Below are 13,203 nucleotides of genomic sequence, written 5' to 3'. Positions count from 1 at the left end.
GAACGTGATAGGATTTCAGCCTCTCTGTTGAATGAAGTTCAAATATGAACAGCAGATTTCGCAATCAATATTCCATACTACTCTCGTTACCCATGATGGCATCAGCAGCTGTACTTCTCTCGCGCCTCCAGATGGTGCTTATTCTGCTTATAATTTCATTGCTACTGTCACCACTCACTCTTGCATCAAGTATCAATGTTGATGTACCGACTCGCAGTGAAGTGCTCAGCCAACTGGATGCATTATCAAAACAAAAAATATTGTCACCTGCGGAAAAACTCGCACAGCAAGACCTGACCAAAACGTTGGAATACCTTGATACGATTGAGCGTACCAAGCAGGAAGCTAATCAGCTTAAGCAACAATTGGCGCAGGCGCCGACGAAGCTACGCCAGGCAACTGAAGCACTGGATTCGCTGAAAGACAGCTCAGCAGATACCTTGACCCGTGAGTCACTGGCTAACTACTCATTGCGCCAGTTAGAGTCGCGCCTGAATGAAACCTTGGATGATCTGCAAACCGCGCAGGAAGACCTCTCGGCCTATAACAGCCAACTTATCTCTTTGCAAACACAGCCGGAACGGGTGCAGAGTGCGATGTATAACGCGTCGATGCGTTTAATGCAAATTCGCAATCAACTCAATGGATTATCGCCAAATCAAGACATTCTGCGCCCAAGCCAACAGCAAGAGTTATTGACCGAGCAGGTGATGCTAAATGCACAACTGGATTTGCAGCGTAAAAGTCTGGAAGCCAATACCACTTTGCAAGATTTGCTGCAAAAACAGCGGGATTATACCACTGCGCACATTAACCAACTGGAGCGTTATGTCCAGATATTGCAAGAGGTGGTCAGCGGTAAGCGGTTAATTCTCTCAGAGAAAACAGCCAAAGAAGCACAAGCACCCAATGATGCAACGGACATCCAAAATGACCCGTTAGTCAGCCGTGAACTGGCAATTAACAAAGAGCTGAGTCAGCGGCTGATTAATGCCACGAAAGAGGGCAACACGCTGGTACAACAGAATATCAGGGTTAAAAACTGGCTGGACCGCGCCCTGCAATCTGAGCGTAATTTAAAAGAGCAAATCACAGTATTACGCGGCAGTCTGCTGCTTTCGCGTATTCTCTACCAGCAACAACTCAATTTACCGGCGTCCGGTTTAATGACCAATATGACGTCACGTATTGCTGACTTGCGGCTCGAACAATTTGAAATAAATCAGCAGCGTGACCAGCTATTCCAGGGGGATGACTATATCCAAACCCTGATGAGCGACAGTAAAGAGAAGATCAGCCCTGATGTAGAAGACGCACTCGGGCAAATTGTTGATATTCGACGTGAACTGCTAGACCAATTGAATAAGCAGCTGGGTAACCAACTGACACTGGCCATTAATCTGCAAATTAACCAACAGCAGCTACTTAGCGTCAATGAGTCATTGCAACACACCCTGACGCAGCAGATTTTTTGGGTTAGCAGCAACAAGCCGATGGATTGGTCATGGCTGAAAGCCTTACCGGGGGCGCTTAAAACTGAACTGAGCAATTTCCACTTTACCCTGTCGCTGGATGATGTGGTAGCTGGCCTGATCAAATCATTGGTATTTCTGATACCTATACTGATTGTGGCGGGGGTGATCCGATCACGCTATAAAATCATTAATAAACATCTAGATAGACTCGCCGCTGATGTCGGGCAATTAAAGCACGATAGCCAAATGCACACACCCAATGCCATCATGCTGACCTTGCTGAAAGTGTTACCAGGTAGCTTAATTATCTTAGGTATCGGCTACTGGTGCCTGCGTTCAGAGTTTAATCTCAGTGAGTTATTTTGGAGCTTCTTCCAACATCTGGCACTGTTCTGGCTGATATTTGACCTGACTTACCGCATGTTATCTCCAGGAGGCATCACTGAGCGGCACTTTATGATCTCAGCCGACAGATGTGCGCATTACCGCCGGCAAATGGTGCGTTTGGGGGCGGCATTATTGCCGGTGATCTTCTGGTCTGCATTGGGGCAAAAAAGCCCACTCCGGCTGGTAGATGATGTCATTGGACAGATTGTCATAGTGATAGCGCTGGCGCTGTTGGCGCTATTTGTCTTTCCATTCTGCCGTGATAGCTGGCGTGAGAAAGACTCCCATGCGGTACGATTAGTGATTGTTACCGCAGTGGCTGTAACCCCTATCATATTGATTGGATTAATGGTTGCTGGCTATTTCTATACGACGCTACAACTGGCGGGGCGCTGGATTGACAGCCTGTACTTACTATTCCTGTGGAACATTGTTTATCTGACGGCGATTCGTGGCTTAGGGGTCGCGGCGCGGCGTCTGGCTTATCGTCGGGCAATTGCACGGCGGCAAAGTTTGGTGAAAGAGGGGGCTGAAGGCGGGGAGCCAGTCGAAGAGCCACCGCTGGCACTGGATCAAATTAACCAACAGTCATTGCGTTTGACCACCATGGCGCTGTTCCTGATTTTCGCCACCTGCTTCTACTGGATCTGGGCTGACCTGATCACCGTTATCTCCTATCTGGACAGTATCTCTTTGTGGCATTACAGCACAACAGTCGCGGGTGCGAGCGTAACGCAGGCGGTGACATTGGGGAATATGCTGGTGGCCTTAATGGCACTGGTCGTCTCCTATATTCTGACGCGCAACCTCCCCGGTTTGCTTGAAGTGGTGGTGCTGTCGCGACTACAACTACGCCAAGGCACCTCTTACGCCATCACCACCATCCTGACCTACCTGATTACCGCCATTGGTGGGATAACCGCCCTAAGTTCACTTGGGGTTTCGTGGGATAAATTGCAATGGCTGGTGGCGGCGCTCTCGGTTGGTCTGGGGTTTGGTTTGCAGGAGATCTTTGCCAACTTCGTCTCCGGCTTGATTATTCTGTTCGAACGCCCTGTACGTATCGGCGATACCATCACTATTGGCACCTTCTCGGGTAATGTCAGCAAAATACGGATTCGTGCAACAACAATTACCGATTTTGACCGCAAGGAAGTGATTATTCCGAACAAGGCGTTCGTCACTGAGCGGCTGATCAACTGGTCACTGTCAGATACGATCACCCGCATTATTATTAAAGTTGGCGTCGCGTACGGCTCTGATTTAGCAAAAGTGAAAGAGGTGCTGTTACAAGCTGCTCATGAGAATCCACGGGTAATGAGTGATCCTGAACCACAGGTATTCTTCCTGGATTTTGGTGCCAGTACCCTTGATCACGAGTTGCGTTTGTATGTACGTGAACTGCGGGACCGCAGCTATACAGTAGATGAATTGAATAGGGCGATTGATAAATTATGTCGCGAGAATGACATTAATATCGCCTTTAACCAGTTGGAAGTGTACTTGCATAAACCGGATGGTACTCAACTTCAGGAGGTGAACCGCCCGCTTGAAACCAAAGGCTTACCTGCTGCGCAATCTGATCTGGGGGATACGAAGCCTGACTTACCCGATATCAATAAGCCGCTCGCTTGAGGTTATCTGGCAGGTGAGGGAGAGGCAATAACTCACTATTATCTATAGGGTAAATTATTTATACCCTATAGATTTCAATCTGAAGTTTGGCGGCGGAGCTTACGCTGGTAATCCAGTTGCACTATCTCTAACGCCTTCAGTGCTGTTTCTGGCGCGATCTCATTGCATTCCAGCAGATAGATAAGATCTACTGCCAGTTGCAGTTCTGGTGAAGCTTTTTCAACTGACATAATGTGACCAACATTTGGTTTTCAGTTAATGAGGAAAGCCGGGGGATAGGTTGCTTAACTGCAAACTTCCACCTGACTTGATTCAATCCATCCCCCAAAAGATACCAAGATGCAGAAAGGTGGCAAGTGGGGAACCCCGATAAGCTTATATCAGTAAGTCGTTCGGGTGATTGAGCACAACCAACACACCTGCGACTGGAGCCGCGATGGTATAAAAACATTATAGAAAACTATTCGCTGTCGGAACCCTGACGATTCAAAAAATGTGACAAATATTCAAAAACCGTTCTCTTTTTTCTCAATATTGCGCTCTATTTTGATCAGCGCTTGTCGGCAACGCATTAAACGGCCTTCCAGTGCTGCCAGTTCTTTTTGTATCTTTTGCTGCTCAGAGAGCAGACTTTGTCGACCTAGCTGACTCTCTCTATCCTGGATCATGGCCAGTATACGCCGCTCATAATCTTGATGCTCAGCCAACTTATGATAAGGGTCCAATTTACTATCCCGCGGTTCAGGATTAGATCTCCTCAACTTTTGAGTTGCCAACTCTCTTTGCAGCGCTGAGATCTGTGCGACTAATTTCTCAGCCAGAAAGGCGACCTGCTGAGGGCGATTCTCGGCAACCACTTGTTTCAACTGCGCCATGTTTTTGCGCACTTCCTGTAGATAGTCGCGAAAACGATTACCATGATTAGCAAATAGATTCAGATCAAAACGGGCCTGTTGCGAGGGGGTGTTAGCTTGAGGACCAATCTGAGTCGACAACGCTTCAATTTGGCTTTCAAGCACCTGCAATAGTTTTTCTGTACTCATGGCGCTGCTCCTGGACGTTTTCCCGCCAGCTTGCCTTCGAATGGTTGTAGTTACAAGCAAGAGGGCGGCTAAAAAGTAGGGTATACAGATATTGTACTAATAATGGCAAGAATATCTGTTGATGATAGCCAGTGCATGGGTTAATGATAAGCAATTTGATGAGCGCTATAGTGTACATAAAGGGAGTGTATGTCTCGTTGGTTATTAATAATTTTAGGGTGGCTGGCGGTGGTATTGGCAACCTTGGGGGTTGTGCTTCCTCTTTTACCCACTACGCCATTTCTACTACTAGCTGCGTGGTGCTTTGCGCGATCCTCCCCCCGTTTTCATCATTGGTTGCTCTATCGCTCATGGTTTGGTAGTTACATCCGTACCTGGCAGCAACATGGTGCTCTGCCGCGAGGTGTTAAGTGGAAAGCCATTTTGGTCACCGTGCTCACTTTTGCCCTCTCACTTTGGTGGGTGAAAATTTGGTGGGTTAGGGGCTTATTGCTTATCATATTAACGGTATTGTTGACCTTTATGTTACGAATGCCAGTTATTGACCTATCGCAACAAAATAAGCGCTGAGTAGTTCACACTAGTTGCAATTTAGTATCAGTTTGCATAGATTTGAGCGTTTTCGTGCGCGGGGTGAGCCCTCGTTGCGTCCTTAGGGTTAAGGATGCGGTAACTTGCGCTATCGGGGCATCATCGGTAGATAGAATAAGTTACTCAGCTGATGTGACACTCGCATTGGTTGGCCGCGCTTTAGTATGTACAGCAGTTTTATCAGGCACAAATTATGACCGCTACTGCACCTAATACAGCACAACAGCTTAAATATATTAAAGACAGTATTAAAACCATCCCCGATTATCCAAAAGCGGGAATACTGTTTCGTGATGTGACCAGCTTGCTGGAAGATCCATTAGCCTATGCCTCTAGCATCGAAATGCTGGTTGAGCGCTATCTGGATAAAGGCGTGACCAAAGTCGTGGGTACTGAGGCCCGCGGCTTTTTGTTTGGTGCGCCAGTAGCTTTGGCTCTGGGTGTTGGCTTCGTTCCTGTGCGCAAGCCGGGCAAGTTACCACGTGAAACCATCAGCGAAAGTTATGAGTTGGAATACGGCATCGACAAACTCGAGATCCACACCGACAGTATTCAGCCAGACGATAAGGTCTTGGTTATTGATGATTTGCTGGCTACCGGCGGGACGATTGAAGCGACGGTTAAATTGATTCGTCGTCTGGGTGGTGAAGTGACTGACGCGGCGTTTGTCATTGATTTACCTGAGCTGGGCGGCGAAGCTCGCCTAACTCAGCAAGGGATTACTTGCTACAGTCTGGTCTCCTTCAGCGGCCATTGATTGTATTGAAAATATCAGCCTCGCCGTGAGTGGCGAGGCTGTGTTAGCATGGCCCTCTAGATTATCTAACTTCTCCGGTATTAATGAGCTATCAGGCCCTTGCCCGTAAGTGGCGCCCCCAAACCTTTGCCGACGTCGTTGGTCAGCAGCATGTTCTGACGGCGCTAGCCAATAGCCTTTCGTTAGGGCGAATTCATCACGCCTATCTGTTCTCCGGCACCCGTGGTGTTGGCAAAACCTCTATTGCCCGACTATTAGCCAAGGGCCTTAATTGCGAAACGGGCATTACCGCCACGCCGTGCGGCACTTGCGCTAACTGCCTTGAGATTGAACAAGGCCGTTTTGTTGATCTGATTGAGATAGATGCCGCCTCACGGACGAAAGTAGAAGATACCCGAGAGCTGCTGGATAATGTGCAATATGCCCCAGCCCGTGGTCGCTTCAAGGTCTATTTGATCGATGAAGTACACATGTTGTCGCGCCACAGTTTTAATGCGCTGCTAAAAACCCTTGAAGAGCCACCAGCACATGTGAAATTCCTGCTGGCGACCACAGATCCGCAGAAGTTGCCGGTGACTATCCTCTCCCGCTGCCTGCAATTCCACCTCAAAGTGATCGATGTTGAAGTAATCCGTACACTGCTCGAAAAGATATTGCAGGTAGAGCAAATCAGCAGTGATGCACGGGCACTGCAATTACTGGCGCGGGCTGCCGATGGCAGTATGCGTGATGCTCTTAGCCTGACGGATCAAGCCATTGCAATGGGTGACGGGAGCATTACGACGGCCACTGTCAGTCAAATGCTTGGCACGCTGGATGATGAACAACCACTGGCGATAATCGAAGCTTTGGTCAGTGCCGATGGTGCGCGGGTGATGGCGCAGGTTGAACAAGCGGCATCACGTGGTGTCGATTGGGAAAACTTACTGGTTGAAACCTTAAGTTTACTGCACCGCATTGCGATGGTGCAGTTGCTGCCCTCTATGCTGGATAACCATTACGCGACGATCGAACCACGTTTACGCGAACTGGCCCGTACATTACCGCCTGCGGATATACAGCTCTATTATCAAACCTTGCTGGTGGGCCGCAAAGAGCTGGCCTACGCCCCGGATCGCCGCATGGGGGTTGAAATGACCTTATTGCGGGCGCTGGCTTTTCACCCTAAAGCAGTAATTGCTGAACCTCAGATGATGCCCGCCACGACGTCGATGGTCGCCATGGATAACAGTGCGCCAACTGTTCAGCACGATCAAAATAGGCAAACTGTTCAAGCTGAACCGCAGCAAGATGCCCCGCCACTCGGGGTTGCCGTGCCAGTGAGCACTCAGTTACCCGACTCTACCGCGCAACTTCTTCAAGCGCGAACACAGTTACTGCGACAGTCGGGGACGACCAACGCAAAAAAGGGTGAACCGGCGGCGCCAGGAAAAGCGCGGCCGGCAAACTCAGCACTTGAGCGCTTAGCTTCGGTGACTGAGCGCAGCCAGCAGCGCCTGGCCGCCAAATCAACGGAAGAGAAGAGACCGGCGAAGAAAGAAGCTTACCGCTGGACTGCACAGAATCAGCCTGAAGTCTCAGTTGAGCCGATAGCCACACCGAAAGCGATGCGTTCGGCGCTGGAACATGAAAAAACGCCAGAGCTTTCGGCGAAATTAGCCGAAGAGGCGATGGCGCGCGACCCTTGGGCGGCTGAGATAGATAAGCTACAAATTCCTAAATTGGTGCAGCAGCTTGCGCTGAATGCATTTAAAGAAGAAATAGAACCGGGTAATATTTGCCTTCACCTGCGTTCTGCTCAGCGCCACTTAAATTCGCCATCGGCGCAAAAGGCGTTAGCGGAAGCACTGAGTGAATTACAAGGTAACACTGTTACACTTAGCGTTGTCGAAGATGATAATCCAGCGGAGCGTACCCCGTTGGAGTGGCGGCAGGCCATCTATGAAGAGAAACTGGCGCAAGCGCGTCAGTCAATTATTGCGGATAATAATATTCAGACACTGCGTCGTTTCTTCGACGCCGAACTGGATGAAGAGAGTATCCGACCGGTTTAACCGCTGCGATAAGTGCATGGTGCACTGACGCGGCCCCTTGCGATGAGAGATGACTATGTTTGGTAAAGGCGGTATTGGCAATTTAATGAAACAAGCCCAGCAGATGCAGGAAAAAATGCAGCAGATGCAGGAAGAAGTCGCCAAATTAGAAGTTACCGGTGAATCTGGCGCGGGCTTGGTAAAAGTGACAATTAATGGGGCGCATAACTGCCGCCGGGTTGAAATCGACCCAAGCCTGTTGGTTGAAGACGATAAAGAGATGCTGGAAGATTTGATTGCTGCCGCATTGAACGATGCTGCTCGCCGTATCGATGAAACGCAAAAAGAGAAAATGGCCTCTGTATCCAGTGGCATGCAACTGCCACCAGGCTTTAAGATGCCGTTCTGATGCAAACCAGCCCACTCCTTGAATCATTAATGGAGGCGTTGCGCTGCTTGCCGGGTGTTGGCCCGAAATCAGCGCAACGTATGGCCTTCCAACTGCTACAGCGTGATCGTAGCGGTGGAATGCGCCTGGCACAGTCTTTGACCCGTGCGATGTCCGAAATCGGCCACTGTGCTGACTGTCGTACATTTACCGAGCAAGAGCGTTGCACCATTTGCGCCAATCCACGCCGTCAGCAAAATGGTCAAATCTGTGTGGTCGAAAGCCCAGCGGATATCCATGCAATTGAACAAACCGGCCAGTTTGGCGGGCGCTATTTTGTACTGATGGGGCATCTATCCCCGATGGATGGTATTGGCCCTGGTGATATTGGTTTAGATTTGCTCGAAAAACGGCTTGAATCTGAAACCATTACTGAAGTTATTCTGGCAACCAACCCGACCGTTGAGGGAGATGCCACTGCTAACTATATTGGTCAGATGTGTGGTCAATATGGGGTATTAGCCAGCCGTATTGCACATGGTGTACCTGTGGGCGGTGAGCTGGAAATGGTTGATGGTACGACCCTATCTCATTCGTTAGCCGGGCGTCATCCCATTAAGTATTAGCTCCATATCATCATGCGGGCGATGGGTTTGTAATTGATTAACATCCGAATAATTTTATTCGTGATCATTAACTTATCGCCCCATATCCTCTGTTTTTTCTGCGTTGAGACTTGAATCCTTCTCCTGTTGGCCCCATCTAATCCTCATTGTTCAATTTTGTACCTATCGGTAATTTGGATTGAGGTAATTAATGAGTATGAAAGGTCAAGAAACCCGTGGATTCCAGTCTGAAGTAAAACAACTTCTTCATTTGATGATTCACTCGCTTTATTCCAATAAAGAAATTTTCTTGCGCGAGCTGATCTCCAATGCCTCTGATGCGGCAGATAAACTGCGTTTTCGCGCGCTGTCTAATCCTGAGTTGTTCGAAGGTGACGGCGAGCTGCGTGTACGTCTATCTTTTGATAAAGAAAAACGTACTTTGACCCTAAGCGATAACGGCATTGGTATGAGCCGTGAAGAAGTCATTGATAATCTCGGTACTATCGCGAAGTCAGGGACCAAAGCATTTCTTGAATCTATTGGTTCAGATCAAGCCAAAGATAGCCAACTCATTGGCCAGTTTGGTGTCGGCTTCTATTCCGCCTTCATCGTGGCCGATAAAGTCACGGTACGCACCCGTGCTGCCGGTGCCCCAGCGGATGCTGGTGTGTTCTGGGAATCAGCAGGCGAGGGTGATTACACCATTGCAGATATCACCAAAGAAGAGCGCGGTACTGAAATTACCCTGCATCTGCGCGAAAGTGAAGACGAATATCTTGATGATTGGCGTCTGCGCTCGGTTATCAGTAAATACTCAGATCACATTGCGTTGCCGGTTGAAGTTCAAAGTAAAAATGAAGAAGACGGCACCATTACCTGGGAGAAAATCAATAAAGCTCAGGCATTGTGGACCTGTAATAAAGCCGATATCACCGACGACGAATACAAAGCATTTTACAAACATATCGCCCATGATTTTACCGATCCATTGATCTGGAGCCACAACCGCGTTGAAGGTAAGCAGGAGTACACCAGCCTGCTGTATATCCCGGCGCAGGCACCTTGGGATATGTGGAATCGTGACCATAAGCATGGCTTGAAACTTTACGTTCAGCGCGTATTTATCATGGATGACGCAGAACAGTTCATGCCGAACTACCTGCGTTTTGTTCGCGGCTTAATAGACTCTAATGATCTGCCGCTCAACGTATCCCGCGAGATCCTGCAAGACAGCCGTGTCACTCAGAATCTGCGCAGTGCGTTGACCAAACGTGTGCTGCAAATGCTGGAAAAACTGGCCAAAGACGACGCTGAGAAATATCAGCAGTTCTGGCAACAGTTTGGCATGGCACTGAAAGAGGGGCCGGCTGAAGACGGCAGCAATAAAGAGACCATCGCCAAATTACTGCGCTTTGCTTCAACACACAGTGACAGCTCAGCACAGACCGTGTCATTGGAAGAGTATGTCAGCCGTATGACCGAAGGGCAGGAGAAGATCTATTACATCACCGCTGACAGCTACGCGGCGGCGAAGAATAGTCCTCATTTGGAACTGTTCCGCAAAAAAGGCATTGAAGTTTTACTGTTATCTGATCGTATCGATGAGTGGATGATGAGCTACCTGACTGAGTTTGACGGTAAAGTCTTCCAGTCGGTCAGTAAAGCCGATGATTCACTGGATAAACTGGCAGATGAAGAGCGCCCAGAGCAGCAAGAGGCTGACAAAGCGCTAGCGCCATTTGTCGAACGCGTTAAAACCCTGCTAGGTGAGCGAGTGAAAGATGTCCGTCTGACACATCGTCTGACTGATACACCGGCGATTGTCACGACAGATGCCGATGAGATGAGCACGCAGATGGCGAAATTATTTGCAGCGGCGGGCCAGCAGGCACCTGAAGTGAAGTACATCTTCGAACTGAACCCAGAGCATGGTTTGGTAAAACGAGCTGCTGATGTGACGGACGACGCCCAGTTTGCTGAATGGGTAGAGTTATTACTGGATCAAGCGCTGTTAGCTGAGCGGGGAACACTAGATGACCCTAACCAGTTTATTCGCAGAATGAATCAGCTATTAACGGCTTAATTGAGTAATGGAATGCCTCTGGTACATAATGTATCAGAGGCGTTTTTTTATTTAATTTCAGCATGTTAAACTTAATTTTTGCCGTAGTCCCGCTAATCCAGTCTCGCCAACCAACCTCGCACGCCTTGAGCCAACCCCCCTGAAAATGGTATGGTTGTTCGTTTTCCGCATTTTCGCTTTATTTAAGTAAAAACACATAGAAAAACTACATAGCAAGGGGATTTACGCAATGCGTATCATTCTGCTGGGCGCTCCGGGCGCTGGTAAGGGTACTCAGGCTCAATTCATCATGGAGAAATACGGTATTCCGCAAATCTCTACGGGTGACATGTTGCGCGCCGCTGTAAAAGCAGGTTCTGAGTTAGGTCTGAAAGCGAAAGAAATTATGGATGCCGGCAAGTTGGTCACTGATGAGCTGGTTATCGCATTGGTAAAAGAGCGCATCACACAGGACGATTGTCGTGACGGTTTCCTGTTAGACGGGTTCCCGCGTACCATTCCTCAAGCTGATGCCATGAAAGAAGCTGGCATCAAGGTTGATTATGTACTGGAATTTGATGTTCCGGATGAGCTGATTGTCGAACGTATCGTTGGCCGTCGGGTGCATGCTGCTTCAGGTCGTGTTTACCACGTTAAATTCAACCCACCAAAAGTTGAAGACAAAGATGATGTGACCGGTGATGAGCTGACTATTCGTAAAGATGATCAGGAAGCCACTGTGCGTAAACGCTTGATTGAGTATCATCAACAAACTGCACCATTGGTCTCTTACTACCGCAAAGAGGCCGATGCGGGTAATACGCAATACTTTAAACTGGACGGAACCCGTAAAGTAGCAGAAGTCAGTGCTGAACTGGCGACTATTCTCGGTTAGTTCTGAATGGTAAGATAGCGAAGGCGGTCTGAGGTCGCCTTTCGTATTTTACGGATTTCGTTGGAAGTTTAATAATTAGCTCGAATAATACGTGTAAAAGCCAAACAAGGACTTGCGGATGATGCAAAGTAAGCTCGGTGTACTGATGGTTAATCTGGGGACTCCAGATGCGCCTACGTCGCAAGCGGTCAAACGCTATCTGGCTGAGTTCCTGAGTGACCGCAGGGTTGTTGACACATCCCCACTGCTTTGGTGGCCTTTATTACGCGGTGTTATTTTGCCGATTCGATCGCCTCGTGTGGCTAAACTCTATCAATCTGTGTGGATGGAAGAGGGCTCGCCTTTATTGGTCTACAGTCGGCGGCAACAGCAAGCGCTGGCGGCGCGTATGCCAGATATTCCCGTCGAGTTAGGGATGAGCTACGGCTCACCAAATCTGCCAGATGCCATTGATAAACTATTAGCACAAGGGGTAACAAAGTTGGTGGTATTGCCGCTTTATCCGCAATACTCCTGTTCAACCAGTGCTGCGGTTTGGGATGCTGTTGCCCGGATTTTAAAAGGTTATCGCCGCTTGCCGTCAGTTTCTTTTATCCGTGATTATGCCGAGCATCCAACCTATATTTCAGCATTAAAACAAAGTGTTGAACGCGCTTTTGAACAACATGGTAAACCCGATAGATTAGTACTTTCTTTTCACGGGATTCCTAAGCGCTATAGCCAATTAGGTGATGATTATCCGATCCGTTGTGAAGATGCCAGCCGCGCGTTACGGGCAGAACTAACACTGCCGCCAGAACAGGTCATGATGACATATCAATCCCGATTTGGCCGCGAACCTTGGCTCACTCCTTATACTGACGAGACATTAAAAAGCCTGCCTGCTCAGGGGGTTGAACATATTCAGGTGATTTGCCCTGGCTTCTCTGCCGATTGTCTGGAAACCTTAGAGGAGATTAAAGAACAAAACCGAGAAATTTTCTTGCATGCGGGTGGTAAGAAGTTCGAATATATCCCAGCGCTAAATGACGATGTAGGGCATATAGACCTGTTAGAACAGTTAGTTAGAGAGTGTTTGTAGTGTCATTGGGCAATAGCCACAGAATGGCTCTATTCATATTAAATAAAATAATTATGGCTGAATCAGCATTGTTCTTATTGAATAATATGAGGTGAATGCTTTTTTATTTTTTCAATCAGATAATACTGAAAAGACATTTCTATTTTTTATAATGATAATTGTCTGCGCGTTGTGAAACATCTAAAAATGATATGCTTAACGTTTCTCTTGTAATGATGAGTTATATGTAAGAAAATTAGCCAAAATAT

At 48.2% G+C, this 13,203-nt stretch carries 11 protein-coding genes and 1 other annotated feature; of the genes, 9 read left to right on the top strand and 2 right to left on the bottom strand.

Annotation, left to right across the window (positions count from 1 at the left end; genetic code table 11):
* The first annotated feature begins 44 nt into the window (after positions 1-44).
* Positions 45-3,497, top strand: a complete 3,453-nt coding sequence (gene mscK / locus AACW11_RS10915; protein ID WP_212584302.1) for a mechanosensitive channel MscK — start codon at positions 45-47, stop codon at positions 3,495-3,497.
* A 74-nt stretch (positions 3,498-3,571) separates the two neighbouring features.
* Here mscK and rsmS read toward each other — a convergent pair whose 3' ends face one another.
* Both rsmS and priC read right to left on the bottom strand, forming a co-directional pair.
* Entirely contained in the window at positions 3,572-3,727 is a 156-nt protein-coding gene (rsmS, locus tag AACW11_RS10910) for a pleiotropic regulatory protein RsmS (RefSeq protein ID WP_005272684.1), read from the bottom strand.
* A 276-nt stretch (positions 3,728-4,003) separates the two neighbouring features.
* The gene (gene priC / locus AACW11_RS10905) at positions 4,004-4,540 is read right to left on the bottom strand and encodes a primosomal replication protein PriC (RefSeq protein WP_212584301.1); all 537 of its coding nucleotides are present in this window, start codon (positions 4,538-4,540) and stop codon (positions 4,004-4,006) included.
* 189 nt (positions 4,541-4,729) lie between these two features.
* On the opposite strand from priC, the gene AACW11_RS10900 reads away from it, so the two are divergent.
* The 8 genes from AACW11_RS10900 (at position 4,730) to hemH (ending at position 12,955) form a co-directional block, all read left to right on the top strand.
* Positions 4,730-5,110 carry a DUF454 family protein gene (locus tag AACW11_RS10900; protein ID WP_212584300.1) on the top strand — a complete coding sequence of 127 codons (381 nt, stop codon included), beginning with the start codon at positions 4,730-4,732 and terminating at the stop codon, positions 5,108-5,110.
* A gap of 214 nt (positions 5,111-5,324) precedes the next feature.
* Complete coding sequence (gene apt, locus AACW11_RS10895) at positions 5,325-5,888, top strand: adenine phosphoribosyltransferase (protein ID WP_212584299.1); 564 nt, start codon at positions 5,325-5,327, stop codon at positions 5,886-5,888.
* An 83-nt stretch (positions 5,889-5,971) separates the two neighbouring features.
* Positions 5,972-7,942: a DNA polymerase III subunit gamma/tau gene (gene dnaX / locus AACW11_RS10890; RefSeq protein WP_212584298.1), complete on the top strand. Its 1,971-nt coding sequence runs from the start codon at positions 5,972-5,974 to the stop codon at positions 7,940-7,942.
* Positions 7,272-7,336: a sequence feature (DnaX frameshifting element), on the top strand. (Overlaps the previous gene by 65 nt.)
* A 55-nt stretch (positions 7,943-7,997) precedes the next feature.
* Complete coding sequence (locus AACW11_RS10885) at positions 7,998-8,330, top strand: YbaB/EbfC family nucleoid-associated protein (protein ID WP_004718772.1); 333 nt, start codon at positions 7,998-8,000, stop codon at positions 8,328-8,330.
* The gene (gene recR / locus AACW11_RS10880; protein ID WP_005272675.1) at positions 8,330-8,935 is read left to right on the top strand and encodes a recombination mediator RecR; all 606 of its coding nucleotides are present in this window, start codon (positions 8,330-8,332) and stop codon (positions 8,933-8,935) included. The genes AACW11_RS10885 and recR overlap by 1 nt, the downstream gene beginning before the upstream one ends.
* Positions 8,936-9,131: 196 nt before the next feature.
* Positions 9,132-11,000, top strand: coding sequence for a molecular chaperone HtpG (gene htpG / locus AACW11_RS10875; RefSeq protein ID WP_212584402.1), 1,869 nt, complete (start codon positions 9,132-9,134; stop codon positions 10,998-11,000).
* A gap of 229 nt (positions 11,001-11,229) precedes the next feature.
* Positions 11,230-11,874: an adenylate kinase gene (gene adk, locus AACW11_RS10870; RefSeq protein WP_004873409.1), complete on the top strand. Its 645-nt coding sequence runs from the start codon at positions 11,230-11,232 to the stop codon at positions 11,872-11,874.
* Positions 11,875-11,992: 118 nt separating this feature from the next.
* Positions 11,993-12,955 (top strand): ferrochelatase, encoded by a 963-nt coding sequence (hemH, locus tag AACW11_RS10865; protein ID WP_212584297.1) that lies wholly within the window; start codon positions 11,993-11,995, stop codon positions 12,953-12,955.
* Positions 12,956-13,203: the final 248 nt, after the last annotated feature.

Source organism: Yersinia sp. Marseille-Q3913, assembly GCF_963892745.1.
Taxonomy (GTDB): Bacteria; Pseudomonadota; Gammaproteobacteria; order Enterobacterales; family Enterobacteriaceae; genus Yersinia; species Yersinia bercovieri.
The sequence above is the reverse complement of the archived record's forward strand: the minus strand, read 5'-3'. Positions and strand labels throughout refer to the sequence as shown.

Excerpts from the sequence above, each read along its gene's own strand:
- mscK (WP_212584302.1), top strand. The coding sequence starts at position 45 with ATGAACAGCAGATTTCGCAATCAATATTCCATACTACTCTCGTTACCC.
- rsmS (WP_005272684.1), bottom strand. The coding sequence starts at position 3,727 with ATGTCAGTTGAAAAAGCTTCACCAGAACTGCAACTGGCAGTAGATCTT.
- priC (WP_212584301.1), bottom strand. The coding sequence starts at position 4,540 with ATGAGTACAGAAAAACTATTGCAGGTGCTTGAAAGCCAAATTGAAGCG.
- AACW11_RS10900 (WP_212584300.1), top strand. The coding sequence starts at position 4,730 with ATGTCTCGTTGGTTATTAATAATTTTAGGGTGGCTGGCGGTGGTATTG.
- apt (WP_212584299.1), top strand. The coding sequence starts at position 5,325 with ATGACCGCTACTGCACCTAATACAGCACAACAGCTTAAATATATTAAA.
- dnaX (WP_212584298.1), top strand. The coding sequence starts at position 5,972 with ATGAGCTATCAGGCCCTTGCCCGTAAGTGGCGCCCCCAAACCTTTGCC.
- AACW11_RS10885 (WP_004718772.1), top strand. The coding sequence starts at position 7,998 with ATGTTTGGTAAAGGCGGTATTGGCAATTTAATGAAACAAGCCCAGCAG.
- recR (WP_005272675.1), top strand. The coding sequence starts at position 8,330 with ATGCAAACCAGCCCACTCCTTGAATCATTAATGGAGGCGTTGCGCTGC.
- htpG (WP_212584402.1), top strand. The coding sequence starts at position 9,132 with ATGAAAGGTCAAGAAACCCGTGGATTCCAGTCTGAAGTAAAACAACTT.
- adk (WP_004873409.1), top strand. The coding sequence starts at position 11,230 with ATGCGTATCATTCTGCTGGGCGCTCCGGGCGCTGGTAAGGGTACTCAG.
- hemH (WP_212584297.1), top strand. The coding sequence starts at position 11,993 with ATGATGCAAAGTAAGCTCGGTGTACTGATGGTTAATCTGGGGACTCCA.